Here is a 26,890-nt window from a genome sequence, read left to right as displayed (position 1 = left end):
GGGCGGAGGAGCTACCCGCCGCGGTGCTCGCGGCCGAGCAGCTCGACCCGGAGGACTGCGTGGCGCACGTCGCGGAGAACTTCTCGGTCGAGCGGATGGCGGAGGACTACGTCGAGGTCTACCGACGCTTCGCCGCCGGGCGGTACGACGTCCACGAATCGGCTCGGGTGTCGGCCCGCTGACCTGTTCCGGCGTCGCCCCGCGTCAGACCTGGGCGGCCCCCAGGTCGGCGATGGCGGCGTCGAGCTGAGAGGCGTACCCCGAGCTGATGCCGCCCTCGCCGAGGCGCACCGCGACCTTCTCCCGCAGCCGGGCCACCGGTGGTCCCAGCTCGTCGCGGCCGGAGCTGACCGCGGCGGTCAGGTTGCGCAGCTCGTTGCGCAGGTCCAGACCCACGTCGTCACGGATCTCCCCGGCGCCCACGCCGGCGGTGATCAGCCCTTCCACCCGGCTGGCGGCCTCGACCAGGCTGCCCGGACGCGACGGGGGCACACCGGTGCTCGGCGTCGTCGGCGAGGGCGTGGTCGGCTCGGACGACGCCGGGACGGGCGGGTCGCTCGGCGGGGTCGTCGTCGGTCCCACCGAGGGCTGCGTGCGGGGCGTCGACCGCTGCTCGGGCAGCAGGGCCACGCCGGCCAGTGCCAGACCGACGGCCAGGATGAGCAGCAGCGCCAGCCGTCGTCGGGACCGACCCGGGTCCGCCGTCGCCTCCCCGGACGCCGGTGCGACCCCGATCGGCGGCGGCGGGGGCAGGGGTCGGGTGGGGACCCGGACGGTCGCGGCCGGGGGATCGGGCGGCAGCAGATGCCCGCGCAACACGGTGGCGACCTGCCGGGCGGTCGGCCGTTCGGCCGGGTCCCGGGCCAGGCTGCGCAGGCAGATCCGGGCCACCGGCGGGGGTAGCCCCGGCACCGCGGCGAGCGTCGGCGGCGGGCCGTCGGTCAGTGCGGCGCTGAGTTGCTCCCAGGTGTCGGCCGGGTACGGAACCCGGCCGGTGAGCGCCTCGTAGAGCAGCACGCCGAGTGAGTACACGTCGGTGGACGGCTGGGCCGGCGCGCCGTCGAGGCGTTCCGGTGCGACGTACGCCGGGGTGCCGAAGGTCTCGCCGTCCTCGTCCTCGTCCGGTGCCCCGATCCGGGTGGCGATGCCGAAGTCGAGCACCTTGACGCCCGTCCCGGTCATCATCACGTTGGCCGGCGTGATGTCGCGGTGCACGATGCCGAGCCGGTGCGCGGCGGCCAGGGCCTCCGCGACCTGCGCGCCCACCTGCACGGCCTCGGCCCACGGCAACGGCCCCTCGGTGAGGCGCAGCTCCAACTCCTCGCCGTCGAGCAGCTCCATCACCACGAACGAGGTGATCGAGCCGTCCGGATCGACGGTCTCGCCGTAGTCGTGCACCGAGGTCAGGTGCGGGTGCACCAACTGGGCGGCGGCTCGGGCCTCGTCGCGCACCATTCCCCGGAAGCGTGCGTCGGCGGCCAGCGAAGGAGCGAGGACCTTGAGCGCGACCAGCCGGTCCAGCACCTCGTCCCGGGCACGCCAGATAACCGACATGCCGCCGGCGCCGATCTGGTCGAGAAGTCGGTATCTGCGAGCCAGCAACCGGCCCGGATGCAGTGCTGCCTTCACGGATCGCACCTGCCTCAGGGGTGGGAGCGGTATCAGGTTGCGCGAATGTGTCCTGGCTGTCAACGCCGTCGCGCCCGCCGGTCGCCGGGCGGTGCCTGGGCTGCGCCGACCGCCCGGCGACGGCGGCCGGCTGGTCGGCTGCGCGTCCGTGCCAGGATGAGGGCATGGCGGGGGGACCTGTGGCATTCGTGCTCGGCGGCGGGGGCGTGCTCGGCGCGGTCGAGGTGGGCATGTTGCGCGCGTTGTTCCGCGCCGGCATCAAACCCGACATGGTGCTCGGCACCTCGATCGGCGCGGTGAACGGCGCGCTGGTCGCCGCCGACCCGTCGGAGGCGGTGACCGACCGGCTGGTCCGGCTCTGGGCCTCGCCGGAGGCGAGCGAGGTGTACGGGGACTCGGTCGCCCGGCAGTTGCGTCGCTTCGCCGCCCGTACCCACCTGCACTCGCCTCGCCCGCTGCGCCGGCTGCTGGAGACCGAGTTGGGCGTGGACACCACCTTCGCCGACCTGAAGGTGCCGTTCCGGTGCTGCGCCGCGCACATCGAACGCGCGGCCGAGCACTGGTTCGACAGCGGCCCGGTGGTGCCGGCGGTGCTGGCGTCGGCCTCGGTGCCCGGCCTGCTCCCACCCATGGAGATCGACGGCGCGCACTACGTGGACGGGGGCATCGTCAACTCCATCCCGATCGGCGAGGCGGTGGCGGTCGGCGCGCGCCGGATCTACGTCCTCCAGGTGGGCCGGATCGAACGGGAGTTGACCCCGCCCCGACGGCCGTGGGAGATCGCGCAGGTCGCGTTCGAGATCTCCCGCCGGCACCGGTTCTTCCGCGAGTTGGCGGCGCTACCCGAGGGGGTGGAGGTGCACGTCCTGCCGACCGGAGGGCTGAACCCCCGCGACGACACGCCCTGGGCGTACCGGGACATGGCGGCCGTGGGGCGGCGGATCAGCCGGGCGTACACCGCCTCCCGGCGCTACCTCGCCACCCACCAGGAGCGATGATGCCGCTGCCTCCCAGGTGGCTGCGCCGGTTGCTGTTCGCCCCCGCCGTGGTGGCACTGGCGTTCGTCGTGGTCACCACGTTGCCGATCTGGGCGTTGCTCGCCGCGGCCGCGTCTCCGCTGGTACCGGGCCGGTTACGGCCGCTGCGGCTGCTCTGGATCGGCTGCGTCTACCTGGTCTGGGACGCCGCCGCGCTGATCGCGCTCTTCCTGCTCTGGGTCGTCTCCGGCTTCGGCTGGCGGACCCGGTCCCCGGCGTTCCAACGCGCGCACTACGTGCTGGCCGGATGGTTCCTGCGGGTGCTGTTCTGGCAGGCACACTGGACCCTGCGGTTGCGCATCGACGTGGTGGGCACGGACCCGGACACCGCGCTGCCCGGCCGCCCCGAGGTGGTGCTCTGCCGGCACGCCGGGCCGGGCGACTCGTTCATCCTGATCCACGGGTTGGTCAACTGGTTCAAGCGGGAGCCACGGATCGTCCTGAAGGACAGCCTCCAGTGGGACCCCGCGATCGACGTGCTGCTCAACAGGCTGCCCAACCGGTTCATCGCGCCGACGCCGGAGCGCGGCGAGGAGACGGTACGCCAGGTCGGGCACCTGGCCACGGGCCTGGACGACAACGACGCGTTCGTGATCTTCCCGGAGGGCGGCAACTTCACCCCCAAGCGCCGGCTGCGTGCCATCGCCCGGCTGCGTTCCCTCGGGCTGGAACGGATGGCACTGCGCGCCGAGCGGATGCGTCACGTGCTCGCCCCGCAGCCCGGCGGGATGCTGGCCGCGCTGGACGCAGCCCCGGACGCCGGGGTCATCTTCGTCGCCCACACCGGGTTGGACCGGATGCTCACCGTGGCCGACGTCTGGCGGGAACTGCCGATGGACAAGCGGATCGTGATGCGGTTCTGGTCCGTGCCGCCGGAGGACATCCCGGCCGGGCGGCAGCAACGCATCGACTGGCTCTTCGACTGGTGGGCGCAGATCGACACCTGGGTCGCCGCCAACCGTTAGGCCCGCTGCCCCGAGCGACAGGCGATTTCGGTGAGTATGGTGACGCGGAGCGTAGCGGTCGCGGACGAAAGACGGGCTCGGTGGCGCCGTGCCGCGTAGGGTGCGGTCGTGGACCAGATCTGCGTCGTGACGACTGTGGTGGATGCGCGTTCGGTCGCGGACGTGCTGGCGGCTGCGGCCGTCGCCGGCAGGCTCGCCGCCTGCGCCCAGGTGGGTGGTCAGGTGGACAGCACCTACTGGTGGAGGTCCGGAGTGGAGACCAGCACCGAGTGGTCGGTGCAGTTCAAGACCGCTCCGGACCGGCTCACCGCGTTGGTGGACCAGATCCGGGTCAGCCACCCGTACGAGGTGCCGGAGATCCTGGTGTCCACTGTGCAGAGCGGAGACCCGGCGTACGCCACCTGGGTGCACGAGCACACCCGGCTCTGAGTACGCGCACTCTGGGCCGCCGCCGGGTGGGTTCTCGATGATGGCCGGGTGGAGGACACCCGTTATCCCTGCCCCGCGTGCGGTGCGCCGGCCGATCTGAGCGCCGGTTGCACACGTTGCCTGCGTGCGCCCGACCCGGCCGCCGCCGAGGTGATCCGGCTGGGCCGGGAGATCGCCCGGTTGGAGCCCGAGGTGGATCAGGCTCGCCGCGCGTACACCGAACTGGCCGGTCGCCTGTCGGCCCTGTCGCGACGGCGCGCCGAGGTGGCGGCGGTCGTCCGGGCGGGGTTGGCGGCCTCCGCCGTGGCAGGTCCGGTGCCGGCTCGCGTCCCGGCACCGGTTGCCCCGGCGGGTTCGACGCCGGGTGCGGCCGAGACGTCGACCCGGACGGTCCAGGGGGTGCTGTTCGTCCTGGGTGGACTCCTGCTGGGCACCGCGGCCATCGTGTTCACCGCCGTGGCCTGGGCGGCGGTGGGGGTGGCCGGGCGAGCGTTGATCCTGGCGGCGTTCACCGCTCTGGCTCTCGCCGTTCCGTTGCCGGCGGTTCGCCGGGGGTTGCGCGGCACGGCGGAGACCTTCGCCGCGGTGGGGTTGCTGCTGGTGGTGCTGGACGGGTACGCGGCCTGGTCGGTGAACCTGGCCGGGGTGGCCGGTTGGCCGGGTAGCCGGTACGCCGCGCTGGTCGGGGGGGCCAGCGCGGCGGTCGCCGCAGCGTACGGCCGGTGGAGCGGTCTGACCGGGCCGTGGTTCGCCGCGCTGGTCGCCGCGCAGCCGGTGCTGCCGCTGCTCGCCGTCGGAGTCGAACCCGGCCCGGCCGGTTGGACGCTGGTCCTGCTCGGGGTGGCGCTGGGGAATCTGGTGGTGCTGGTCGGGCTGCGCGGCCGGGACGGGGCGGTGCCAGTCGTCGGCCGGGTGCTGGCGGGGATTGGACACGCCGGCGCGCTCGTCGCCGCCGCTGCATCCGCGCTGGTGCCGCTGGCCGTCGGACGGGCGGGCGGTTCGCCGCTGCTGGCCGGGGTGCCGCTGCTGCTGGTCGCGTTGACCGGTCTCGGTACGGCCTGGTTGGTCGGCGGGCGGGCGCTGCGGGGGGTGGCCGGTGGGTTGCTGGTGCCGGTGCTCGCCCTCGCCCTGCTGCGCCCGGTGGCCGAGCTGCGGCCGTCGATGCTGCTGCTCGCGGCGGCGACGGTGGCGCTGGGGCTGGCCGTCGCGGTGCGGAGCCTCCCGGTCGGCACCGAAGGGGAGGCAGCCGGGGGTTGGCGGACCGGCCCCCGCGCCGGGGCGTTGCTGGTCGCGGCGGGTACGGCGCAGGTGGCCGTGCTGGCCACCGCCGTGTTGGCGGTCGCCGCCGTGGGCCGTTCGTTGCCGCCGTGGGGCGGGGCCGGGACGGGACCGGATCTGAGCTGGGGCTGGCAGTTGGCACCGGCCGTGGCGTTGGCTGTCGCCGCGACGGCGCTGCTGCTGCCCCGGAAGGCGCAAACGGTGCTCGCCACGGCCGGCGCGGTGGCGGTGCTCTTCGCCCTGCCCGCCGGTTGGGCGGTCTCCTGGCCGACGGTGGTGGCGGTCGACCTGGTCGGAGGGGCTGCGCTGCTGGTCGCCGTGCTGGCCCGTCCGGCGACCCGTCCGGCCGTCCTGCTCGCCTGCGCGCTGGGCGGTGCCGTCCTGCTCGGGCACGGGCTGCTGGTCGCCCTGGCCGGGCCGACCGGTGCGCTGGTGGCACTCGGCGTCATCGTCGTGGTCGGGCTGGCGCTCGTCGTCCGGCGGGGCACCAGGGCGTACCGGCGGGTGGCCGGCGTGGGTCTGCTGGTCGCGCAGCTCGCGCTGCCCGGGATCGCGGTGGTGGCGCTGTTCGCCGGTGGCACGCCGCCGTGGTGGCAGGCACGGATCGCGCTGGTGGCCGCCGGGCTCGCGCTGGTCGCGGTGCTCGCGGTGCGTCGTCACCGGGTGGAGCTGACCGGGTACGCGGTGACCGGCGCGGTGGTCGCCGTGACCGTGCCCGGCCTCGCGCCGCTGGTCGTGGCGGGCGACGAGCCGGTCGCGTTGTACGCCGCGCTGGCGGCGTTGGGCGTGGCGCTCGTCGTCCTCTTCGCCCGCCCGGAGGGGGTCGCCGACCAGCCGGTCCGGATCAGCGAGCCGGCGGTCGAGGGGGCGCCGGTCGAAGGGCTGCCGGTCGGGGGGCCGGCGGTCGAGGGGGCGCCGGTCGGGGGGCTGCCGGTCGGGGGGCCGGTGGACGGGGGGTCGTCGGCGGTCGGGGGGCCGCCGGCGACCGCCCGGTCGGGCCCGGCGCTGGTGGTGGGTGGTGCGCTCGCGGTCGTCGCTGTCCTGGCGGCCCTGCCGAGGGTGTTCACCGCGCTCGTACGGCCGTACGGCTCTTGGGAAGGGGTCTGGTCCGGGGTGCCCAGCGTCGTCGCCGATCCGGCGGCGCTACCCGTCGGGCTGGCGATGGTCGTGCTGGCGGTGGCCGCCGTGCTCACCGGCCGGGGCATCCGCGGGTCGGCGCTGCCCGCGCTGCCGTTCGCCACCGCAGCGCTGCCCGCGCTGCCGTTCGCCGCTGCGGCGCTGCCGGTGCTGCTCGTTTCGGTCGGCGTGCCGTGGCCGGTGCTGCCGACTGCGGTCCTGCTCACCGGGTTGGCCGCGTTGCTGCTCGCCGCGCTGGCCGTGCCCCGGCCGATGCTCGCACCGGTCGCCGTACCCCTGGGTGTGGTCCTGACCGCCTCCGGGGTGGTGGGGCTGCTGGCCACCCGGCCGCTGTCGCTCGCCGCCGAGGGAGCGCTGCTGGTCGCGGCTGTCGTCGTCGCCGCCGGGGGACGCACTGTCGAGGTGCGTGTGACCGGTTGCCTCGCGGCGGTGGGTGCGGCGTCGGCGTTGGCGGTGACCGCTCCGCTGGTCGCCGGGCTGACGGTACGGGCGGCCGCGTACCCCCTGTTGGCGGTGGCCGTGCTGGTGCTGGCCGTCGCCGCCGCGGCGACGCCGACGCGGGCGCTGGTGGGTCGGGTGCTGGACGCTGCCGCGCAGGCGGTGGCGCTGGTGGCGGCGGTCCTCGCCGTCGAGGTGGCGCGACACCTCGCCACGGTCTGCGTGCTCTGGGGTGTCGCCGTCGCGGTGCGGCTGTTGCGCCGGGGCGAGCCGGGCGGCCGACGGTGGGCGTTCGCCGGTGTCGCCGCCGGCAGCGAGCTGCTCGGTGCGTGGGTGCTGTTGGCCGCCGGCGGGGTGACGGTGCTGGAGGCGTACACCCTGCCGGCTGCGGGCCTCGCCCTCGGCGCGGGCCTGCTGGCGCTGCGGACCCGGCCCGGGCTGACCAGCTGGCCGGCCCTCGGCCCGGGGCTGGTCGCGGCGCTCGCGCCGAGCCTCGTGTCGGTGTTGATCGGCCCGGACCCGCAGCCGTGGCGGCGACTGCTCCTCGGTGCGGCGGCGCTCGGCGCGGTGCTGGCCGGAGCGACCCGTCGCTGGCAGGCGCCGGTGCTGCTCGGCGGCGGGGTGTTGACGTTGTTGGCGCTGCACGAGGTCGCCCGAGGTTGGGATCTGCTGCCCCGGTGGATCTATCTGGGGGTCGGCGGGCTCGCCCTGGTCGGGCTGGCCGCCACCTACGAGCGGCGGCGACGTGACCTGGCGCGGCTGCGCGCGGCGGTGGGCCGGCTGGGCTGAGCCGAACCCGTAGGGGTAGGGCCTGCCCTACCTCCCATTCGGGGGCTGTCGGGGTTACTCAGCGCTACCTCGGACGGAAGACTTGCCAGTGAGCCCGAGCCACCCTGGAGCGGGCGCAAGCTGATCGGGGGCACGAATGGCGCTCGGAGCGGTGGCGGAACCGCCGGTACGGCGGCGAGGCAGTGACTACGCACAGTTGTCGCGACGGATCAGTCAGGCCGGTCTGCTGGAGCGCCGCCCCGGCTGGTACCTGGCTCGCATCGTGCTGACCCTCGGCGCGTTCGTGGCCGGTTGGGTGGCCGTGTTCCTGCTCGGCGACTCCTGGTGGCAGCTGCCGCTCGCGGCGCTGATGGCGGTGGCCACCACCCAGGTCGCGTTCCTCGGTCACGACGCCGGGCACCGGCAGATGTTCCGTCGGCGCGGGCCCAGCGAACTGGTGGGGTTGTTCGCCGGCAACCTTGCGGTGGGGCTCAGCTACGGCTGGTGGGTCGACAAGCACAACCGCCACCACGCCAACCCGAACCACGAGGACGAGGACCCGGACGTCGGCGCGGGCGCCCTGGTGTGGACGCCCGAGCAGGCACTGGCGACCCGTGGTTTCGGCAGGTGGTTGGCGAAGCGGCAGGCGTACCTCTTCTTCCCCATGCTCCTGCTGGAGGGTCTCAACCTGCACGCGGCGAGCATCAAGGCGATCGTCGGGCGGGAGCCGGACGGTCGGTACACGACCCCGATGCGGCACCGGGCGGTCGAGGCGGCGTTGCTCGTCGTGCACACCGCCGCGTACGTGGCGTTGCTGTTGGCGGTCATGTCGCCGGTCAAGGCGCTGCTGTTCGCCGTCGTGCACCAGGCGCTGTGGGGCCTCTACATGGGCTGCTCGTTCGCGCCGAACCACAAGGGCATGCCCATGCCGAGCGCCGAGGACGAGCTGGACTTCCTGCGTAAGCAGGTGCTGACCTCGCGCAACGTGCGGGGCGGCGGGTTCGTGGACACCGCGCTGGGCGGGCTCAACTACCAGATCGAGCACCACCTCTTCCCGAACATGCCCCGCGCCAACCTGCGGCGGGCTCAGCCGATCGTCCGCGCCTACTGCGTCGAGCAGGGCATCCCGTACGCGGAGACCGGGCTGATCGAGTCGTACCAGCAGGCGCTCGGTCACCTGCACGAGGTGGGCCGGCCGCTGCGCGGCTGAGCGGCCGAGCGGTGGCGTGTCCGTCCTGCCGGACACGCCACCGGTAGGGTCTGGTCATGGCAGACCTGCTCACCGCGGACGCGGTGCGAGAAGAGCTGAGCGGGTTGACCGACTGGTCGGGTGACCCGACCGGGATCGGTCGTACGGTCCAGCTCGGCAGTTTCCCGGACGTCATCGCCGTGGTGAACCGGGTCGCGACGGTGGCCGAGGAGATCGACCACCATCCCGACATCGACATCCGATGGCGGACCCTGACCTTCCGCTGCGTCACGTACTCGGACGGTGGGGTCACCCACCGCGACATCGCGCTGGCCCGGCGGATCGACGAGATCATCCGGAGTGCGGCATGAGATTCGAGATCAGCAAGGTGCTGGACGCCATCGAGGGGCGCGTCTGCACCGACCCGTCGCTGGCCCGGGCCGTGGTCGACCTGGCCGAGGTGATCCGCTACCAGGACATCGACGGTGGTCGGCCGGCGAGCCTGCTGCGGCTCGGCATGGTCATCGACGCGCTGTCCCGCGAGTTGGAGGAGGACAGCGTCCAGGTCTACGCGGTGGTGCACCGGGCCCTGCTCTCCGACGCCGACCTCACCTCGAACGAGCGGATGGTCGTCCGCCGCTGGGCCGACGACGGGCTCGTCGAGGTGCTCGACAACCCGGGCGACCGGATGCTGGAGGTGGCCGACCTGCTCGGGCTGCCGGTGCTCAGCCGGGTTCGCTTCGACGGGCTGCGCGGTCGGTTCCCGTGGCTGGTCGAGCAGCCGGGTCGGGTCGTCGCCCCGGTACCGGGCGCCGGCGGCCCGGTCTTCATCGCGCACGTCGGCGGCGGCCACGCACCGGTGGCCGGCAAGCGCTCGCCGGCCGGGGTGAAGCTGCTGACCCGCCAGTGGCGCTGCCCGGAGTCGGGTTGCGCGCTGTTCGGCGGCGGTGGTGGAGGTGGCGCGTTCGCCGACCTGGCCGGGGGTGCGGATCGCAGCCCCGCGGCGCAGCCGCCGCCCGCGCTGCGCAACGGCGTACCGACCTGCCCCCGGCACGGCGTCCGACTCGGCGACGGGGGGCCGCGTCCGCGTACGGAGGTGCTCGCGGTCCGCATCGGTGGCCTGGTCCGGCGGCGGTTCGTGCTCAGCGAGGAGCAGCCGTTGGTGGCCGGCCGGGCCCCCGAGCAGGACGGCGGGATCATGCTCGGGCAGTGGCTCAACGACGAGGCCCGGCGGTGGATCAGCCGTGGTCACGTCCGCTTCGAGTTGCGGGTCGGCGAGGTCATCGTGACCGACGTCAGCACCAACGGCTCCGGCATCCGTCCGGCCGGTTCGATGGCCGAGTCGGACCGCATCCCCCTGGCGCCGCAGCAGTCCCGGGTGCTCGGCGAGAACGACATGATCGAGCTGTACCCGGGGGTGCAGATCGGCCGGGCGGAGGAGTTGCCCGCCGGTGCCCCGTTCACGCCCACCTCGGTGATGGCCGAGGCTCCGACGATGGCGATGCGCCTACCCCGCCCCTGACCCGCCCGCGCCCCGCCCGCGCCCCGCCCCGCCCGCGCCCCGCCCCGCCCGCTGCGCACCGTCGCGGGGCAGGCGCGGCGCGGGACGCGGCAAGATCCGCACAAGAACAGGGAAAGTGCTGCCTCAGAGGACGTCGAGGCAGCACTTTCCCTGTAGTTGCGCAGATCTTGGCCGGTGCGGTCCGTCAGGCGGCCGGCACCTTGGCCGGTGCGGTCCGTCAGGCGGCGAGCACCTCGGCGAGTGCGGTCACCGCCAGGTCGATCTCGTCCTCGGTGATCACCAGCGGCGGGGCTAGCCGGATGGTGGAGCCGTGGGTGTCCTTGGCGAGGATGCCGCGCTCCATCAGGCGCTCACACGCCTCCCGTCCGCTCATCAGCGTCGGGTCGATGTCCAGACCGGCCCACAGGCCGCGAACGCGTACCCCCACCAGGCCCTTGCCGACCAGCCCCTCCAAGCCGGCTCGCAGCCGCTCACCCAGCTCCGCCGAACGGCGCTGGAACTCGCCGGTGGCCAGCAGCCGGACCACCTCGACGGCCACCGCGCAGGCGAGCGGATTGCCGCCGAAGGTGGAGCCGTGCTGGCCGGGCTTGAGCACGCCGAGCACGTCGGCGTTGGCGGCCACCGCGGAGACCGGCACGATGCCGCCGCCGAGCGCCTTGCCGAGCAGGTACATGTCGGGCACGACGCCCTCGTGGTCACAGGCGAAGGTCGCACCGGTACGCCCCAGACCAGACTGGATCTCGTCGGCGATGAAGAGCACCTCGCGCTCGGTGCAGACCCGCCGCACGCCCGACAGGTAACCCTCCGGCGGCACCACCACGCCCTGCTCGCCCTGGATCGGCTCCAGTAGAACGGCCACGGTGTTCTCGTCGATCGCGGCGGTCAGCGCGTCCAGGTCGCCGTAGGGCACGACAGTGAACCCCGGGGTGTACGGCCCGAAGTCGGCGCGGGCGTCCTCGTCGGTGGAGAAGCTGACGATGGTGGTGGTCCGGCCGTGGAAGTTGCCCTCGGCGACCACGATGTTGGCCTGCCCGGCGGGTACGCCCTTGACCTGGTAACCCCACTTGCGGGCCACCTTGATTCCGGTCTCCACCGCCTCGGCGCCGGTGTTCATGGGCAGCACCAGGTCCTTGCCGCACAGCTCGGCCAGCTCCCGGCAGAAGTCGGCGAACTGGTCGTGGATGAACGCGCGGCTGGTCAGCGTGAGCCGGTCCAGTTGGGCGTGCGCGGCGGCGATCAGCTGCGGGTTCCGGTGGCCGAAGTTCAGCGCCGAGTAGCCGGCCAGGCAGTCCAGGTAGCGCTTGCCGTCCACATCGGTGAGCCAGGCTCCCTCGGCGGACGAGATGACCACCGGCAACGGGTGGTAGTTGTGCGCCGTCCAGCGCTCGGCGTCCCGGACCGCTCCCGGCGTACGCAGCATGTCATCGATCACTTGCTTGCCTTTCCCTGACGGAGTCGCAGCGTGCAGCACTTCGGTCCGCCGCCGGCCTTACGGAGTTCGGACAGGTCGACACCGATGGTCTCGTAGCCCCGGTCGCGCAGCTTGGCGGCGAGGTCGGTGGCCTGGGCCGGCAGCACCACGTGCCGGCCGTCGCTCACCGCGTTCAGGCCCAGCACCTCGGCGTCGGCCATGGTGGCGTGCACGGCGTCGGGGAAGAGTCGGCTCAGCACGGCCTGGCTGCCGGGGGAGAACGCCTCCGGCAGGTACGCCACGGTCTGCTCGTCGAGCACGGTCAGCGCGGTGTCCAGGTGGTAGAAGCGCGGGTCGACGAGCTGCATGCTGATCACCGGGTAGCCGAAGACCTCCTGCAACTGGGCGTGCGAGGCGTGCGCCGTGCGGAAGCCGGTGCCCGCCAGCAGGTGGTCGCCGGCGAGCAGGACGTCGCCCTCACCCTCGTTGACGTGCTTCGGGTCGTACATCTCGAAGCCGGCGTCCTCGAACCAGGCCCGGTAGGCCGGTGCCTCGTCGGCGCGCTGCGGGTCGCGGAACTGCACGGCCATCGCCTTGCCGTCGATCACCGTGCCGCCGTTGGCGGCGAAGACCATGTCGGGCAGGCCGGGCACCGGAGTGATCTCCTCGACGGTGTGGCCCAGGTCGCGGTACGTCTGGCGCAGCTGCTCCCACTGCCGGACGGCCAGCGCGCCGTCGACCGGCGCGGCCGGGTCCATCCAGGGGTTGATCGCGTAGTCGACGGCGAAGTACGTCGGCCGGCACATCAGGAAGCGCTGGCTGGTGGCGTCCATCGTCATTGTCCTGCTCCCAGGGGTCGGGCGCGCCCGGCCACCGTGGCCCACGGGCTGGCGCCGTTGCTCAACGTTATGCGCCGCCACCGGCAGGATCCACCGCTGAGAGTTGCGCAGCCCGAAGATTCGTTGCGTCTAGGCGACACCGAGGAGTGATTCGTTGCGCCAGCGTGTCCCGCGCCGGTGGGAGGGGTCCTGGCCGGGGTTCACGGCCCGTGATCGGGCGCGCGGCCGTGGCGCGTGATCGGGGTGCGCGGCCGCTGTCGGAGCGACCGGGACAACCCGACATCGCCGAAGCCGTGTCGATCAACCACCCGAGACCCCCGCAACCGAGCCCAAGATCCGCACAACTTCCCAGATGTTGCTGCCTCGGACGTGCGGGAGGCGGCAATGTCCCCGATGTTGTGCGGATCTTGGGCGTTGCGGGGAGATCGCGGGCGGGGCGGGGCGGGGCGGGGGCCGGAAACACTTCAGGGGCGGCGAACCGCCGCCCCTGAAAGGGTGTCTGCCCGGCCGGTGAACCACCGGGTCGTTCGGGCTGCCGGCGAACCGCCGGCGTTTGCCGGTGCATCACCGGCGAGCGGAACAGTGCCCGCTAGAAACGGTCGACAAACTGTGAGTCAAGCCACTCGCGGAAGCGCTGCACCCAGTCGCCGTCGGTGGTCGGCCAGTCGAACTGGCCGGTCATCGCGAGCACCCCGATCACCACCGCGGCCAGGCCGATGAGCACGCCGAACAGCGCGTCGGTGGTGCCGGCGACGTGCCGACGGCGGGTGGCCATCAGGCCGAGCACCGCGAGCACCGCGCCGAACGCGCCGAGCCCGATGCCGTACCCGGCCAGCGTCCCGGTCAGTACGAACAGCGCACCGGCGACGGAGACGATCAGGCCGAGGGTGGCCAGCAGGCTGGCTCGCGGCTTCGGGCCACGCGTCACCGGCGTTTCGGGTGCGGTCCGGTCCGGAGTCGGGTCGGCCGGGCGGTCGGTGGTGACCCGGTCCGTCGTGTCGGGACGCCGGGTCGTGCCGTCGAGGTCCGCGTCCCGCTCGGCGGTACGCGTCGCGGTAGCCGTCGCCCCGCCGGTGGCGGCTCGGGTGTCGGTGTCGACCGGGCGCGTGGTGGCGGACCGGCCGCCGGTGTCCGCCGGGCGCGCGGTCGCCGGGCGGGTGTCGGTGTCCGTCGTGGACCGGGTGTCGGCGTCGACGGGCCGCGCGGTGGCGGCTCGGGCCACCGCCGCCCGCTCGCTGGCCCGCCGCTCGGCCTCACCGGCGCCGCTGCGGTACGTCGTCTGGTCGGCGTCCCGGTCGACGACCGCTGAACGCTCGGTGTCGCCGTCCGTCCGGCCTCCGGTCGTCGAACCGGGCTGGGTGTCGCGGCCGTCGATGCGGCCGTCGAGGTTCTCGTCCCGCGTCGGTGCCGGCTCGGACCGGCGGGACAGCGAAGGAATCCTGACCACTACACACCTCCTGTTGAATGCGTGGTGGCCGTCGGAAGAGGGTGGCACCCACGCGGTACGACCCCTGAACTACCCCGTTGCACGTTTCCTGACACCAATTCCGGGTACGGCCGCCGAGGTCGGCCTCGACCGGCTCTCTGCCGGTGCGGCGTTCAGTACCCGCAGCCCGGCCTGCTGGACGAACACCTCGCGCTTGTCGACGGCCAGGCCCTTGTCGTTCAGGACGTAGCCCGTCAGCCAGACCCACCCCTCGTACGTCGGGCGCTCATCGACGCTCACCAGCCGGAGGCGCAGCGCCCGGTCACCGGTGAACTGCACCGAGCACGCCGCGCCGATCAGCAGCAGATCGCCGGGCTTCAGGTCGGTCATGTGGGCCAGTGCGCACGGTTGATCGGGATGCGGTGCCGGGCCCGGCAGGGCAGGTCCGCGCCGCACCGGCACACCGTGCGCCAGCGCGCCCAACTCCAGACGGGCCGGTGCCGACGGGCGAGGGTCAGTGCGGTGACCAAAAGATATTCGTTGTACGACACACGCATGGTGGCGTCCCCTCCGAGGAATAGCATGCGCTCCGCCGAGGGCGCGCTATTGCCGACGCCATTAACGGCGTCACTTCTGGGCTCCTTCGACGGGTGACAGCGTGTTCCATGCCGGCCACCTTGTGCAATCTCCCGCCCCGCCCTAACCTCAGGCCGAAATGACGCACGAGGAATGGAATGGAAATGCGTACGGGGTGAAACATTCCATGTTGCACGAGGAGGGCGGTGATGTTGCATGACGGATGAAACAAGCGGGTCCACGGTTCCTCGGCGGCAGCTCGGGAGGCTGCTCACCCAGCTCCGGGAGGAAGCCTCGGTGACGCTGGACGCCGCAGCCGAAGCGCTGGACTGTTCTCGGCAGAAGGTGTGGCGCATCGAGAAGGGGCTGGTTCCGGTGCGGGTGGTGGACGCCCGCGCGATGTGCGCTCTCTATCAAGTGCCCGAGACGATGGGGGACATCGTCGCCGGCCTCGCGAAGGAGACTCGCGCCAGGGGTTGGTGGCATTCGTACGGCGATGTGGTCCCGTCGTGGTTCTCGCTGTATGTCGGTCTGGAATCGTCCGCCACGCTGATTCGCCGGTATGACTCGGAGCTGATCCCCGGACTTCTGCAGACCCGTGAGTACGCCACCGAGTTGTTCCGCCGGAAGAATCCGACCCTGCCCGCCGACGAGCGGGAAAAGTTGGTGCAGGTGCGGTTGCAGCGGCAGGGCATCCTCGTCCGCCGGTTGCCCACCGCGCCCACACTGCGGGTGGTCCTCAGCGAGGCGGTGCTGCGGCGCACGATCCCCGACCACCGGGCGATGGCCCGACAACTGCGACACCTGCTGGACGTGGCCGCGCTGCCGACGGTGAGTCTGCGGGTGTTGCCGCTCGCGGCGGGCCCGCCGCTGGCCAGCGAGACCGGCACCTTCGTCCTGTTGGATTTCCCGCAGGCGGTCGGTCGGGCGTCGACCGAGCCGACCACCGTCTACCTGGAGAACATCACCGGAGCGCTCTACCTGGACAAACCGACCGAGGTCGCCGCCTTCGAACACGTCTGGTCGGACCTGGAGGCGCTCGCCTCGGGTGAGGCAGAATCAGAGAAGCTGATCACTTCGATCATCGAGGAGCATCATGACTGACCTTGTCGGTGCCACCTGGCGCAAGAGCACCCGCAGCGGCGGAAGTGGCGGTGACTGTGTCGAGGTGGCCGACAACCTGCCCGGCGTCGTGGGCGTACGGGACAGCAAGGACCCGGCCGGGGCGGCGCTGGTCTTCGCCACCGCCACCTGGGCCGCGTTCGTCGACTGTGTGAAGGAGCAGCGCCGGGGCTGACGCGAGTCGATCATCGGGGCCGCGCGCCTGGCTATCCTTGGTACCCGTGCCAGAGGGACACACGATCCACCGCCTGGCGGCCCGGCACGCCGAGTTGTTCGCCGGGGACAAGCTGCACGCCGCCAGCCCCCAGGGCCGCTTCGCCGAGGGCGCCGCCCGGCTCTCCGGGACGGTGCTGGAGAGCACCGAGGCGTACGGCAAGCACCTGCTGCACCACTACGCCGACGAGCTGACGCTGCACGTACACCTCGGTCTGTACGGCAAGGTCACCGACGGGCCGGGAGAGCCACCGGAGCCGGTCGGTCAGGTGCGGTTGCGGCTGGCCAGCGACCGGCACTGGCTGGACCTGCGCGGGCCCACCGCCTGCGAACTGCTCACCCCACCCGAGGTGACCGCCCTGCGGGACCGCCTCGGGCCCGACCCGCTGCGCGCCGACGCCGACCCCGAGCGGGCGTACGCCCGGATCTCGTGCAGCCCGACGCCGCTGGCCGCGCTGCTGCTGGACCAGTCGGTGGTGGCCGGCACCGGGCTCATCTTCGTGACCGAGGCGCTGTTCCGGGCCGGACTGCCGCCGACGATGCCCGGTCGAGGGCTGAGCCGCGCCGGCTGGGACGCGCTCTGGGCCGACCTGGTCGATCTGATGCGGCTCGCTGTCGAGCACGGCCGGATCGACACCGTGCGCGACGCGCACCTGCCGGAGGCGATGGGGCGGCCGGCGCGGGTGGACCGGCACGGCGGCGAGGTGTACGTCTACCGCCGCCCCGGCGCGCCCTGCCACGTCTGCGGCACCGAGGTCAGTCGCGGCGAGTTGGCCGGGCGCAACCTCTACTGGTGTCGTACCTGCCAGCCGGGCTGACCCTACGCGCTTGATCGACTCCAGGTCGGCGATGTGGCGGTGTCGTCGCCCCAGGATGGCACCACCTCGCCGATGTGGAGTCGATCTTCCGAGCCGCCGTCCTGCCTGGCGGGTTGGACCTTGAACACGCGCCCGGACATGAAGGATCCTGTGCTGATGCAATCGGCGCCGTTCCTCCTGGACCGCCTGGGCCGAGCCGGGATCAGCGATGTCGTCACGGTCGAGCCCGCCACCGGTGGGCTCGCGGCGCTCGCGGGCATAGCCACCCGCCGAGAGGCGCCGTCGGTGTTCGTCAAGGCCTTCGCCGAAGCTCCTGACGACGACGTCTTCGTCGCGGAGGCCGAAGGGCTGGCCGCCCTGCGGGAGTTGGGCGGCGTGGTGACACCCGAGGTGGTCCTGGTGGACCGGGAACTGCTCGTGTTGTCGGTGCTGCGACCGAGACCGCGCAGCGAGGCTTTCTGGGAGCGCTTGGCGCACATGCTCGCTCGTCTGCACCTGAGCACGACGCATCCGCGCTTCGGCTGGCACCGGGACAACTGGCTGGGCCGCCGCCGGCAGACGAACGACTGGAACGACGACGGCTTCGTGTTCTTCGCCCAGCACCGACTGCTCCGGTGGCTGGGGGAGCCCCGCGTCGAGGCGGCGCTCGACCGGGACGATCGGGCGGCGCTGGAGCGGCTGTGCCACCGGCTGCCCGACCTGCTGCCGGACCGGCCGGCATGCCTGACGCACGGCGACCTGTGGGCGCAGAACGTCCTCGCCACTGCGGACGGACAGCCCGCGCTGATCGACCCGGCGGTGTCCTACCTGTGGGCCGAGGTGGACCTCGCCCACGTGTGGTCGACGGCGCCCCCGCCCGAGGCGCATCGGTTCTTCGCGGTCTACGCGGAGCTGACCTCCCTCGACAGCGACTGGCGGGCCCGGATGCCGATCGTCCAACTGCGACAACATCTCGCCGTGCTGGCCCAGTTCGACGACGACTGGGGGGCGGCTGATCAGATCCGGGCCACGCTCGCCCCGTTCCGGACGCGATCCTGACCGGAGGACGGGCGGTAGGGGCGGCTCGCCGTCTCGCCGTCGGGGACGCCGGCGACCCGCCCGACGCGGACGTGCCTGCCCGGCGCGGTGTGACGCAACCGGAATTGACAGTTGACCTGCCGCCGGAGCAGGGTTGCAGAGTGACAACGATGTCAACGGACAGAGAGGGAGGAATCGCACGGATGATCCCTCCGCCTGCGCAACCGGTACGGCCAGCCGGTTCGTGGGGTCCTGTTGACGGTTCTCCGGCGCGGACCCGGTCCGCCCGCCGATCCTGGCCGTATGTCCCTTTCCTACCCGACGGTGACCAGCTGAGATGACCGACCTGCCCCGATCCGACGCCGCCCCGACCCCCGCTCCGGCCGGGTCACCCGAACTACCCGACCTGGACGAGTTCCTCGCCGACCAGACCCGCACACTGCTCGACACGGCCGGTCGGTCGGTCCGCCCCGAGGGCGGCTTCTGGTGGCTCACCGACGACCGCACCCCGGACCGGGGCGAGCCGGTCTTCACCTGGATCACCTGCCGGATGACCCACGTGGCCGCCCTTGCCCATCGCGGTGGTGACCCGGACGCCGCCGCCCTCGTCGACCACGGCGTCGCCGCGCTCAGCACACTGCTGCGCGACGACCGGTACGGCGGCTGGTTCAGTGCCGTTGACCAGCAGGGCGCACCCGTCGACGACCGGAAGGCCGGCTACGACCACGCGTTCGTGCTGCTCGCCGCGTCCAGCGCCGTGCGCGCGGGCCGACCGGGCGCGGAGCAGTTGCTCGCCGACGTGCTGGCCGTGGTGCGGGACCGGTTCTGGGACGACGAGGTCGGCGCGGTCCGCGAGTCGTGGAACCGGGACTGGACCGTCACCGAGGACTACCGGGGCGCCAACAGCAGCATGCACATGGTCGAGGCGTTCCTCGCGGCCACCGCCGCGACCGGCGACGCGAGTTGGGCCGACCGGGCCCTGCGGATCGCTACCCACCTGGTCCACGGCGAGGCCGCCCGGCACGACTGGCGGCTCCCCGAGCACTTCACCGCTGACTGGACGCCGCTGCCCGACTACAACCGGGATCAGCCCGCCGACCCGTTCCGCCCGTACGGCTCCACCATCGGCCACTGGCTCGAATGGGCCCGCCTGCTGCTGGAGCTGGAGGCCGTCCTTCCGCAGCCACCGCGCTGGCTGCTCAGCGACGCCCGTGCCCTGTTCGCCGCCTCCGTACGGCGTGGGTGGGCGGTCGACGGCGCCGACGGCTTCGTCTACACGATCGACTGGGACGACCGGCCGGTGGTCCGCTCCCGGATGCACTGGGTCCTCGCCGAGGCGGTCGGTGCGGCGATCACCCTGCACCGGCGCACCGGTGACGAGGTCTACGCCGACTGGTACCGGGTGTTCTGGGCGTACGCCCGTCGCAACCTGATCGACGGCACCGGGTGGCGGCACGAGCTGGACGCGCAGAATCTGCCCTCGGACACGGTCTGGCACGGCAGGCCGGACGTCTACCACGCGTACCAGGCGGTGCTGCTGTCCCGCGCGGCCGACGGTCTCGGCGGCACCGGTCCACTCGCACCGGGGGAGGTGACCGCGTGATCGTGGTCGCGGGTGAGGCGCTGATCGACCTGGTGGTCACCGCCGACGGAGAGCGGGCCGTGCCGGGTGGCTCCCCGGCGAACGTGGCGGTCACCCTGGCGCGGCTCGACCAGCCGGTACGACTGCTGGCCCGGCTCGGCACCGACGACTACGGCCGGCAGGTCGCCGAGCACCTGAGGGCCAACCAGGTCGACCTGGACTGGGCGGTCCGCGCCGAGGAGCCGACCTCGGTGGCGGTGGCCACGTTGAACGCGACCGGGCAGGCGAGCTACGAGTTCCGGCTGGCCGGCGCGGCGGACTGGCAGTGGACGCCGCAGGAGCTGCCCGAGCTGGCCGGGTCCTCGGCAGTCGCGTTCCACACCGGGTCGCTCGCGCTCGCGCTGGCCCCCGGCGGGCAGGTGTTGGAGGACCTGCTCGCCCGCGAACGCCACCGGGACGGGCTCACCCTCTCCATCGACCTCAACCTGCGGCCGAGCATCGTCACCGACCGGGAGGCCGAGCAGCAGCGCGTACGCCGGCAGGTGCCCCTCGCGCACCTGGTCAAGGCCAGTGACGAGGACCTGGCCTGGCTGTATCCGGACCGGTCGGTGGCCGACGTCATGGCCGAGTGGCGTGAGGTCGGGGTGTCCTGCGCGGTGGTGACCCGGGGTGGTGAGGGCGCCTGGCTGCTGGCCCCGAACGGCACGCTGCACGAGGCGGCGGCGGTACGCACCACTGTCGTCGACACCGTCGGTGCCGGCGACTCCTTCACCGGTGGCCTGCTCGCCGCGTTGGCCGACCTCGACGCGCTCGGCGACCGACCGGCCGACCGCCTCGCCGCGGTGACCGAGCAGCAGTGGGACGCCGTGCTCCGGCAGGCTGCCACGGTGGCCGCGTTGACCTGTGGCCGCCGAGGCGCCGACCCACCCCGTCTCACCGAGCTCAACGCCCTGCTGACCCCGCAGGTCTGACCAACCCCGTCGATCATGGAGTTGTGGTGGCCGTTTGACGGCGTTCCGCGGCATATGCGGGGCACCACAACTCCATGATCGACCGGGGGTTAGGACAGGCCGCGAGGCATCAGGTTCGTGGGGAGCACTGTGGTGGCGGGTGGGGAGTCGTCGCCGGCGATCCGGCTGAACAGCCGCTCGGTGGCGACCCGGGCCAGCTCCCGGGTGTCGTACGCGACGACGGTCAGCGGTCGGGGCATCAGGTGGGCCAGTTCGAAGTCGTCGAAGCCGACCAGTGCCGCGTCGTCGCCCCGGCGGTGCAGCTCCTGGAGCGCACCCACGGTGAGCCGGTTGTTGGCGCAGAAGAACGCGGTGGGCGGATCCGGAAGGTCGAGCAGTTCGCCGACCGCCCGCCCCGCCTCCTCCGGCGCGATCAGCCTCTCGCGGAGCAGCGAGTCGTCCGGCTCGACACCGGCGGCGACCAACGCCGCCCGCGCACCGGCCAGCCGCTCGCGCATCGTGGGCACGCTCGGTGCGCCGAGCAGCAGGCCCACCCGGCGGTGCCCCTCGTCGAGCAGCGCGCCCACCCCGGCGTGGCTGCCGCCCCGGTTGTCCAGCAGCACCGCGTCGGCCTGCAGCTCCTGCGGCGGCCGGTCCAGGAACACCACGGGCATTCCCAGCTCGACCTCGCGGCGCAGGAACGAGTGGTCCAGGCCCGCCGGCACCACCAGCAGCCCGTCCACCCGACGTTGGGTGAAGTCCTGGAGCAGGGCACGTTCCCGCTCCGGGTCCTCCTCCGAGGAGGCGGTGATCAGCATGGTGCCGTGGGCGGCGGCGATCTCGGCGGCGACACTGGCGATCGTCGCGTAGAACGGGTTGGCGATCTCCTCGATGAGTAACCCGACGGTGGCGTTGAGCTGCCGGGAGCGCAGGTTGCGGGCGATGTCGTTGCGCCGGAAGCCCAGCTCGGCGATGGCGGCCAGCACCCGGCTGACCAGCTCCTGCCCCACGGGCTCGTCGTTGACCACCCGGGAGACCGTCTTCAGGCTGACGTCGGCACGGCGGGCCACGTCGACCATCGTCGGGCGTCGGCGCACTGTCGGCCGGGTCGGGGTCTGGGTCACGGGGTGGTCCTCCACGGCGAACGCGGGTCAGCGGTCGAGCGCGGCGAGCGCATCGACCGCTTTTCGGGCGGCGATGAGCACCGGGTCCCACACCGGCGCGTACGGCGGAGCGTAGCCCAGGTCCAGTGCTGTCATATCGTCCACCGTCATGCCGTTCCAGAGTGCCACGGCAAGTGCGTCGATCCGTTTAGCCGCCTCCGACCAGCCGACGATCTGCGCGCCGAGCAGCCGACCGTTGGGACGCTCGGCGATCAGTTTCACTGTCATCGGGCGGGCACCCGGGTAGTAGCCGGCCCGGTTGGTCGACTCGGCGATCACCGAGACGAAGTCGAAGCCGGCCGCCTCGGCCTCGCCCTCGCGCAGGCCCGTCCGACCCACCTCCAGGTCACAGACCTTGGTCACCGCCGTGCCGATCACCCCGGCGAACGTGGCGTACCCGCCGCCGATGTTGATCCCCGCCACCCGGCCCTGCTTGTTGGCGTGCGTGCCCAGCGGCACGTGCACCGGCATCCCGCTGACCCGGTGCAGCGTCTCCACACAGTCGCCGGCCGCCCAGATGCCGGGCATCCCGGGCACCCGCATCCGGCGGTCCACCCGGACCCCACCGGTCGTGCCGATCGGCAGCCCGGCAGCCGCGGCGAGCGCGGCGTTGGGGCGTACACCGAGACCCAGGACCACGACGTCGGTGGGCATCGGCCCCTCGGCCGTGACCACCGCGGACACCCGGCCGTCCCGCTGTTCCAGGCCGGTCACCGGCAGGCCGGCGCGGATCGTGATGCCGAGGCCGCGCATGGCCTCGGCCACCAGTTCGCCCATGTCGGGGTCCACCGTCGACATGGGCTGCGTGCCCGCCTCGACCAGGGTCACCGAGAGGCCGCGCTGGATCAGGGCCTCGGCGATCTCGACGCCGATGTAGCCGCCACCGACCACCACGGCCCGGCGCGGTCGCGGCTCGGCGTCCAGCCACTCGCGCAGCGCCGCCCCGTCGTCCAGGGTCTGCATGCCGAACACGCCACCCGCGTCGGTGGCCGCCCACGGTGGCTTCACCGGCACCGCGCCGGTGGCGTACATCAGCTCGTCGAAGCGCTCGCGGACCTCGCCGCCGCCCTCCAGGTCCCGGGCCACCACCTCCCGGCGCTCCAGGTCGATGGCCGTGACCTCGTGCCGCATCCGCACGTCCATCGCGTACTCGGTGCGGAACGTCTCCGGATCCCGGGCGATCAGCGCCTCCGGGCCGGGCACCAGGCCGCTGATCCAGTACGGGATGCCGCAGGCCGAGTAGGAGGTGAAGTGACCGCGCTCGAAGACCATGATCTCCAGGTCGTCGCGGCCGCGGCGGCGACGGGCCTGGGACGCCGCCGACATGCCGGCGGCGTCCCCGCCGATGACGATCAACCGTTGGGCCACGGGATCATCCTGTCACGAGGTGTTCAACCGCGGGTCTGTCGCGCGACGTCCTGCACCACGTCGGTGAGTCGGCCGGTACGCGCGTACACCGCGCGTTGCCGCGCCGCCCCGCTGCCGTGCCGGCGCAACCCACCCAGCAGGTCGGTCACCTCGGCCCAGTCGCCGTGCTGCTCCAGCGCCGGTCGCATCCGGTCCACGAACCGGTCCAACAGTTCCCAGGCGGTGGCCAGCTCGCCGGTGGTGACGTCGACGGCCTGGCCCTCCAGGCCGTCGTGGGCGGCCCGCCAGTGCGCCCCGACCAGCAGGTGATGGTCGGTCCGCAACGCCGGTCGGCCGGCCTCGACGTCCGCCATCGCGGTGGACACCAGGGCCCGGACCAGCGCGGCGACCAGCACCGCGTCGTCCACCGACGGGCAGACGTCGCCGATCCGCAGCTCCACCGTCGGGTACTTCGCCGACAGGCGGGCGTACCAGTAGAGCATCCCCTCGTCGAGCATCACCCCGCTGGAGATCAACTGACGGATCAGCCGCTGGTAGTGCTCGTGCGACTCCAGCCACGGCGTCGGGGCCACCGACGGCCAGCGTTCCCACTCCACCGACCGCCAACTGGCGTAGCCGGTGTCCGCGCCACGGGCGAAGGGCGAGTTGGTGGTCATCGCGTGCAGCAGCGGCAGCCACGGCCGCACGTGGTTGAGCACCTGCACGCCGGTCTCCGGGTCGGGCACGCCGACGTGCACGTGCATGCCGTTGTTGCCCGGGCCGGGGACGAGCAGCTGGAACCGCTCGATCATCCGGTCGAACCGGGGCTTGTCCACCACCGGCGGCACCGGGCCGTCCACCGGACCGGTGCCGATGGCGAGCAGGCGTACGCCGGCCCGCTCGGCGGCGTCGGCGAGCGCCCCGCGCAGCACGCCGAGGGAGTGGCGGATCGACGAGAGCTCCAACCCGGGTGGGCTGCCGATCTCGATCTGACTGGTCTGGAACTCCCGCTCGACCTGCCCGCGCAACTCGGCCGGCACCTGCTCCATGACCAGGTCGACGGCCGGGACCGCAGCCCCGGTGTGCGGGTCGACGAGGAGGAACTCCTCCTCGACACCCACGGTGAGCAATCCGGTCGCCGCAGCCGTTCCGCTGGGCGCCTCCGCCACCTGGCCGGTCATCGACACCACCGTCCGTTCCTACCGTTCGCGGTCCGTCCGCGTCGGTCCGCCGTTTGGTTACCCAACGTGGCGAGGCCGGGAAACGTGGCGACGGCACCTCGTGACCGGCTTGCCGGTGATCGGCCGGACGACGTGACACGGAGTCCTATGCTGAGCCCGTGCCGGTGCCGCTGGGATTCTTCGGGTTCGCGTGGTTGTCCGCGTTCGCCCAGCTCACAGTGCTCGCCGACCGGCCGGTCGACCTGCTCGCGGGTGCCGCGCTGACCGCACTGGTGCTGCTCGCCGTGGTGCTGGCGGCGCGGCTGCGCGACCGCTCGGGTGCACCCGGCGTCGGGCCCCGTTGGGCCGGCCTGCGGGCCCGTTCCCGGGGTCGACGGATGCCCCGCCAGATCGACCCGGACGCCGCCGGTCGACCCCGTCCCCGCGCTCCCGGGCACCCCTCGGCCGCGTAGCGCCACGCCGCCGCGCGGCCGATCCCGCCGTCACCGGTCCCCCTGCCGAGCGCACGCCGCCGGAGGGGAGACCGCACCGGAATCGGACCGAGGGGTTTCCCATGCTTGCCTTCGCACCACTGCACGGCGTTGTCGGCGCTGCCGGCACCGCGTTGTCCTGGCTCACCGATCTGCTCGAACCGCTGGCCGGCGGCATGGCGACCGCCGCCGCCATCGTGCTCTTCACCATCGCCATCAGACTGCTGATCTCGCCGCTCACCGTCGTGCAGGTCCGCGGCGAGCGACGCCGCGCGGCCCTCGCCCCGCAGGTGCGTGAGCTTCAGCGGCGGTACGCCGACGACCCGGCCACCCTTCAGCGCGAGGTGTTCGCGTTGTACTCCGAGGCCGGTGCGAACCCGATCGCCGGCTGCCTGCCGTTGCTGCTCCAGGCGCCGTTCCTGCTGGTCCTGTACCGGCTGTTCACCACGAGTGAGGGCGGCACCGGGCTGCTGGAGGAGCGGCTCGCCGGGGTGCCCCTGGGCCACCATCTCACCGACGGGCTGACCGGCGCGGCGGGTCCGCTGTTCGCCGTGCTGCTGGCGGTGCTGGTGGCGGTGGCCTGGTGGTCGTCGCGGCGGGCTCGTCGGGCCTCGGCGGCGGTCGGCACGGTGGCCGGTACGCCCACCGAGGGGCCGGGGGCGGCGGTGCTCGGGCGGCTGCTGCCCCTGCTGCCGTTCACGACCGTGCTGGTGGCGCTGGTGCTGCCGCTCGCCGCAGTGATCTACCTGGTGACCACGAGTGTGTGGTCGGCGGCCGAGCAGGCGGTGCTCCGTCGGCCGCAGGCGGTGTCGACGAACGCCGACGCAGATCGACGTTGACAAATGTCATGACCGAGGCGTACAACCCTGAGAGAGCGCTCTCTCGACCCGTCTCCGTAGAGAGGCACGTCCATGACACCTCCTTCGGCGGCCCCCGCCGCCCCGCTCGTCCGACGCCGGCTGCGGCTGGCCTCCGTCCTGCTCGTCGCCACCACCACCGTCCTGGCCGGCGTCACCGTCACCGCGCAAGCGGCCGTGCCGCCACCACCGACCGGCTGGAGCACGGTCTGGAGCGACGACTTCACCGGTGCCGCCGGCACCCTGCCCTCGTCCGCCAACTGGATCATCGACACCGGTCACAGCTATCCCGGTGGTCCGGGCAACTGGGGCACCGGCGAGATCCAGAACTACACCGCCAGCACCGCCAACGTCAGCCACGACGGTGGTGGCAACCTGCGGATCACGCCGCTGCGCGACAGCGGAGGCGGCTGGACCTCCGCCCGGATCGAGACCGTGCGCAGCAACTTCAAGGCCCCGTCCGGCGGCGTGCTCGCCATCGAGGGTCGAATCCAGATGCCGAACGTCACCGGCGCCGCGGCGGCCGGCTACTGGCCCGCGTTCTGGGCCCTCGGCGCGCCCTACCGGGGCAACTACCAGAACTGGCCGGGCATCGGTGAGTTCGACGTGATGGAGAACGTCAACGGCATCAACTCGGTCTGGGGTGTGCTGCACTGCGGCGTCGCGCCGGGCGGGCCGTGCAACGAGTCCAACGGCCTCGGCGCGTCCCGGGCCTGCCCGGGGTCGAGCTGCCAGTCCGCGTTCCACACGTACCGGTTCGAGTGGGACGCCTCGATCAGCCCGCAACAACTGCGCTGGTACGTCGACGGGCAGCTCTACCACACCGTCACGTCCAGTCAGGTCGGTGCGTCCGCCTGGTCGCAGATGACCTCGCACCAGGGCTACTTCCTGCTGCTCAACGTCGCGATCGGCGGGGCCTTCCCGAACGGTGTGGCCGGCAGCGGCACGCCGACCTCGGCCACCGTCCCGGGTCGGCCGATGCTCGTCGACTACGTGGCGGTGTACCAGCGCGGAAGTGGCACCACCCCGCCGCCCACCACACCGCCACCCTCCGGCACGAGGGACGCGTACGCGCAGATCCAGGCCGAGTCGTTCAACGGTCAGAACGGCGTGCTCGTCGAGGCGTGCTCGGAGGGCGGGCAGAACATCGCCGCGCTGCGCAACGGTGACTGGGTCCGCTACGACAATGTCGAGTTCGGCTCCGCCTCGCCCCGGGACTTCCTGGCCCGGGTCGCCTCCGGCGCGGGTGGCGGTGCGAGTGGCCTCGTCGAGGTGCGGTTGGGCAGCCCGACCGCGACGCCGATCGGCAGCTTCGCGATCGGCAACACCGGCGGCTGGCAGAGCTGGCGCTCGGTGCCCGGCAACGTGGGGGCGGTGACCGGTCGGCACTCCGTGTACCTGACCTTCACCAGTGGCCAGCCGAACGACTTCGTCAACGTCAACTGGTTCACCTTCCGCCGCTGAGCGGGCCTTCCCGGTTCTCCCGTCGCGTCGGCGCGCGGCGGGAGGCCGGTCACCCGCGCCTC

Annotated in this window: 24 protein-coding genes and 1 pseudogene; 17 read left to right on the top strand and 8 right to left on the bottom strand. The window is 72.9% G+C overall.

The annotated features are described in order from the left end of the window. Window positions 1–182: pseudogene (locus O7616_RS31105) on the top strand (glycosyltransferase family 4 protein); the annotation flags it as partial. Window positions 183–204: 22 nt separating this feature from the next. On the opposite strand, the gene O7616_RS31100 reads toward O7616_RS31105, so the two are convergent. Further along, window positions 205–1,629, bottom strand: a complete 1,425-nt coding sequence (locus tag O7616_RS31100) for a serine/threonine-protein kinase (protein WP_282305139.1) — start codon at window positions 1,627–1,629, stop codon at window positions 205–207. A gap of 164 nt (window positions 1,630–1,793) precedes the next feature. Between O7616_RS31100 and O7616_RS31095 the strand changes: the two genes are divergently transcribed. The 7 genes from O7616_RS31095 (at window position 1,794) to O7616_RS31065 (ending at window position 10,392) form a co-directional block, all read left to right on the top strand. After that, the gene (locus tag O7616_RS31095) at window positions 1,794–2,627 is read left to right on the top strand and encodes a patatin-like phospholipase family protein (protein ID WP_282256857.1); all 834 of its coding nucleotides are present in this window, start codon (window positions 1,794–1,796) and stop codon (window positions 2,625–2,627) included. Further along, complete coding sequence (locus O7616_RS31090; RefSeq protein ID WP_282305137.1) at window positions 2,627–3,631, top strand: 1-acyl-sn-glycerol-3-phosphate acyltransferase; 1,005 nt, start codon at window positions 2,627–2,629, stop codon at window positions 3,629–3,631. Before O7616_RS31095 ends, O7616_RS31090 begins: the two co-directional genes overlap by 1 nt. 108 nt (window positions 3,632–3,739) lie before the next feature. Next, window positions 3,740–4,060 carry a divalent-cation tolerance protein CutA gene (cutA, locus tag O7616_RS31085; protein ID WP_282256859.1) on the top strand — a complete coding sequence of 107 codons (321 nt, stop codon included), beginning with the start codon at window positions 3,740–3,742 and terminating at the stop codon, window positions 4,058–4,060. Between the two features lie 48 nt (window positions 4,061–4,108). Further along, window positions 4,109–7,702, top strand: coding sequence for a hypothetical protein (locus O7616_RS31080; RefSeq protein WP_282305136.1), 3,594 nt, complete (start codon window positions 4,109–4,111; stop codon window positions 7,700–7,702). Between the two features lie 136 nt (window positions 7,703–7,838). Further along, window positions 7,839–8,891, top strand: coding sequence for an acyl-CoA desaturase (locus O7616_RS31075; protein WP_282305135.1), 1,053 nt, complete (start codon window positions 7,839–7,841; stop codon window positions 8,889–8,891). Between the two features lie 56 nt (window positions 8,892–8,947). After that, window positions 8,948–9,241, top strand: coding sequence for a 4a-hydroxytetrahydrobiopterin dehydratase (locus O7616_RS31070; protein ID WP_282305134.1), 294 nt, complete (start codon window positions 8,948–8,950; stop codon window positions 9,239–9,241). Next, window positions 9,238–10,392, top strand: a complete 1,155-nt coding sequence (locus O7616_RS31065; protein ID WP_282305133.1) for an FHA domain-containing protein — start codon at window positions 9,238–9,240, stop codon at window positions 10,390–10,392. The genes O7616_RS31070 and O7616_RS31065 overlap by 4 nt, the downstream gene beginning before the upstream one ends. A 217-nt stretch (window positions 10,393–10,609) precedes the next feature. Here the strand turns inward: O7616_RS31065 and rocD are convergent, their stop codons facing one another. The 4 genes from rocD to O7616_RS31045 all read right to left on the bottom strand — a co-directional run bounded on the left by rocD (window position 10,610) and on the right by O7616_RS31045 (window position 14,458). Next, window positions 10,610–11,824: an ornithine--oxo-acid transaminase gene (gene rocD / locus O7616_RS31060; protein WP_282256864.1), complete on the bottom strand. Its 1,215-nt coding sequence runs from the start codon at window positions 11,822–11,824 to the stop codon at window positions 10,610–10,612. Next, window positions 11,821–12,636, bottom strand: coding sequence for a dimethylargininase (ddaH, locus tag O7616_RS31055; RefSeq protein ID WP_282307793.1), 816 nt, complete (start codon window positions 12,634–12,636; stop codon window positions 11,821–11,823). Before ddaH ends, rocD begins: the two co-directional genes overlap by 4 nt. Before the next feature lie 595 nt (window positions 12,637–13,231). Beyond that, entirely contained in the window at window positions 13,232–14,089 is an 858-nt protein-coding gene (locus tag O7616_RS31050) for a DMT family transporter (protein ID WP_282305132.1), read from the bottom strand. Between the two features lie 69 nt (window positions 14,090–14,158). Next, entirely contained in the window at window positions 14,159–14,458 is a 300-nt protein-coding gene (locus O7616_RS31045) for a hypothetical protein (RefSeq protein ID WP_282305131.1), read from the bottom strand. A 402-nt stretch (window positions 14,459–14,860) separates the two neighbouring features. Between O7616_RS31045 and O7616_RS31040 the strand changes: the two genes are divergently transcribed. The 6 genes from O7616_RS31040 to O7616_RS31015 all read left to right on the top strand — a co-directional run bounded on the left by O7616_RS31040 (window position 14,861) and on the right by O7616_RS31015 (window position 20,367). Then, complete coding sequence (locus O7616_RS31040; protein WP_282305130.1) at window positions 14,861–15,748, top strand: helix-turn-helix transcriptional regulator; 888 nt, start codon at window positions 14,861–14,863, stop codon at window positions 15,746–15,748. After that, window positions 15,741–15,941, top strand: coding sequence for a DUF397 domain-containing protein (locus O7616_RS31035; RefSeq protein WP_282305129.1), 201 nt, complete (start codon window positions 15,741–15,743; stop codon window positions 15,939–15,941). The genes O7616_RS31040 and O7616_RS31035 overlap by 8 nt, the downstream gene beginning before the upstream one ends. Before the next feature lie 46 nt (window positions 15,942–15,987). Beyond that, window positions 15,988–16,797: a DNA-formamidopyrimidine glycosylase family protein gene (locus tag O7616_RS31030; RefSeq protein ID WP_282305128.1), complete on the top strand. Its 810-nt coding sequence runs from the start codon at window positions 15,988–15,990 to the stop codon at window positions 16,795–16,797. Between the two features lie 156 nt (window positions 16,798–16,953). Further along, entirely contained in the window at window positions 16,954–17,835 is an 882-nt protein-coding gene (locus O7616_RS31025; protein ID WP_282305127.1) for a fructosamine kinase family protein, read from the top strand. A 316-nt stretch (window positions 17,836–18,151) separates the two neighbouring features. Next, window positions 18,152–19,417, top strand: coding sequence for an AGE family epimerase/isomerase (locus O7616_RS31020; protein WP_348773844.1), 1,266 nt, complete (start codon window positions 18,152–18,154; stop codon window positions 19,415–19,417). Then, window positions 19,414–20,367, top strand: a complete 954-nt coding sequence (locus O7616_RS31015; RefSeq protein ID WP_282305126.1) for a carbohydrate kinase — start codon at window positions 19,414–19,416, stop codon at window positions 20,365–20,367. The genes O7616_RS31020 and O7616_RS31015 overlap by 4 nt, the downstream gene beginning before the upstream one ends. Before the next feature lie 89 nt (window positions 20,368–20,456). On the opposite strand, the gene O7616_RS31010 is transcribed toward O7616_RS31015, so the two are convergent. From O7616_RS31010 to O7616_RS31000, 3 genes are all read right to left on the bottom strand, one after another. Continuing rightward, window positions 20,457–21,425, bottom strand: coding sequence for a LacI family DNA-binding transcriptional regulator (locus O7616_RS31010; RefSeq protein WP_282307791.1), 969 nt, complete (start codon window positions 21,423–21,425; stop codon window positions 20,457–20,459). 72 nt (window positions 21,426–21,497) lie between these two features. Continuing rightward, on the bottom strand, window positions 21,498–22,877 hold the full coding sequence (locus O7616_RS31005; protein WP_282256873.1) for an FAD-dependent oxidoreductase: 1,380 nt from the start codon (window positions 22,875–22,877) through the stop codon (window positions 21,498–21,500). A 23-nt stretch (window positions 22,878–22,900) separates the two neighbouring features. Continuing rightward, window positions 22,901–24,037: a glutamate--cysteine ligase gene (locus O7616_RS31000; RefSeq protein ID WP_282256874.1), complete on the bottom strand. Its 1,137-nt coding sequence runs from the start codon at window positions 24,035–24,037 to the stop codon at window positions 22,901–22,903. Between the two features lie 158 nt (window positions 24,038–24,195). On the opposite strand from O7616_RS31000, the gene O7616_RS30995 reads away from it, so the two are divergent. From O7616_RS30995 to O7616_RS30985, 3 genes are all read left to right on the top strand, one after another. Continuing rightward, window positions 24,196–24,489: a DUF6412 domain-containing protein gene (locus O7616_RS30995; RefSeq protein WP_282305125.1), complete on the top strand. Its 294-nt coding sequence runs from the start codon at window positions 24,196–24,198 to the stop codon at window positions 24,487–24,489. A 101-nt stretch (window positions 24,490–24,590) separates the two neighbouring features. Continuing rightward, complete coding sequence (yidC, locus tag O7616_RS30990) at window positions 24,591–25,346, top strand: membrane protein insertase YidC (RefSeq protein ID WP_282305124.1); 756 nt, start codon at window positions 24,591–24,593, stop codon at window positions 25,344–25,346. A gap of 72 nt (window positions 25,347–25,418) precedes the next feature. Continuing rightward, window positions 25,419–26,828: a carbohydrate-binding protein gene (locus O7616_RS30985; protein WP_282256877.1), complete on the top strand. Its 1,410-nt coding sequence runs from the start codon at window positions 25,419–25,421 to the stop codon at window positions 26,826–26,828. Window positions 26,829–26,890: the final 62 nt, after the last annotated feature.

It is taken from the genome of Micromonospora sp. WMMD964 (assembly GCF_029581455.1).
Lineage (GTDB): Bacteria > Actinomycetota > Actinomycetes > Mycobacteriales > Micromonosporaceae > Micromonospora.
The sequence above is the reverse complement of the archived record's forward strand: the minus strand, read 5'-3'. Positions and strand labels throughout refer to the sequence as shown.

What these genes read in the sequence shown, in the direction of transcription:
- O7616_RS31095 (WP_282256857.1), top strand. Translation starts at nt 1,794, where the DNA reads ATGGCGGGGGGACCTGTGGCATTCGTGCTCGGCGGCGGGGGCGTGCTC.
- O7616_RS31090 (WP_282305137.1), top strand. Translation starts at nt 2,627, where the DNA reads ATGCCGCTGCCTCCCAGGTGGCTGCGCCGGTTGCTGTTCGCCCCCGCC.
- O7616_RS31075 (WP_282305135.1), top strand. Translation starts at nt 7,839, where the DNA reads ATGGCGCTCGGAGCGGTGGCGGAACCGCCGGTACGGCGGCGAGGCAGT.
- O7616_RS31070 (WP_282305134.1), top strand. Translation starts at nt 8,948, where the DNA reads ATGGCAGACCTGCTCACCGCGGACGCGGTGCGAGAAGAGCTGAGCGGG.
- O7616_RS31065 (WP_282305133.1), top strand. Translation starts at nt 9,238, where the DNA reads ATGAGATTCGAGATCAGCAAGGTGCTGGACGCCATCGAGGGGCGCGTC.
- ddaH (WP_282307793.1), bottom strand. Translation starts at nt 12,636, where the DNA reads ATGGACGCCACCAGCCAGCGCTTCCTGATGTGCCGGCCGACGTACTTC.
- O7616_RS31045 (WP_282305131.1), bottom strand. Translation starts at nt 14,458, where the DNA reads ATGACCGACCTGAAGCCCGGCGATCTGCTGCTGATCGGCGCGGCGTGC.
- O7616_RS31040 (WP_282305130.1), top strand. Translation starts at nt 14,861, where the DNA reads ATGACGGATGAAACAAGCGGGTCCACGGTTCCTCGGCGGCAGCTCGGG.
- O7616_RS31035 (WP_282305129.1), top strand. Translation starts at nt 15,741, where the DNA reads ATGACTGACCTTGTCGGTGCCACCTGGCGCAAGAGCACCCGCAGCGGC.
- O7616_RS31025 (WP_282305127.1), top strand. Translation starts at nt 16,954, where the DNA reads ATGCAATCGGCGCCGTTCCTCCTGGACCGCCTGGGCCGAGCCGGGATC.
- O7616_RS31020 (WP_348773844.1), top strand. Translation starts at nt 18,152, where the DNA reads ATGACCGACCTGCCCCGATCCGACGCCGCCCCGACCCCCGCTCCGGCC.
- O7616_RS31010 (WP_282307791.1), bottom strand. Translation starts at nt 21,425, where the DNA reads ATGGTCGACGTGGCCCGCCGTGCCGACGTCAGCCTGAAGACGGTCTCC.
- O7616_RS31000 (WP_282256874.1), bottom strand. Translation starts at nt 24,037, where the DNA reads ATGACCGGCCAGGTGGCGGAGGCGCCCAGCGGAACGGCTGCGGCGACC.
- yidC (WP_282305124.1), top strand. Translation starts at nt 24,591, where the DNA reads ATGCTTGCCTTCGCACCACTGCACGGCGTTGTCGGCGCTGCCGGCACC.
- O7616_RS30985 (WP_282256877.1), top strand. Translation starts at nt 25,419, where the DNA reads ATGACACCTCCTTCGGCGGCCCCCGCCGCCCCGCTCGTCCGACGCCGG.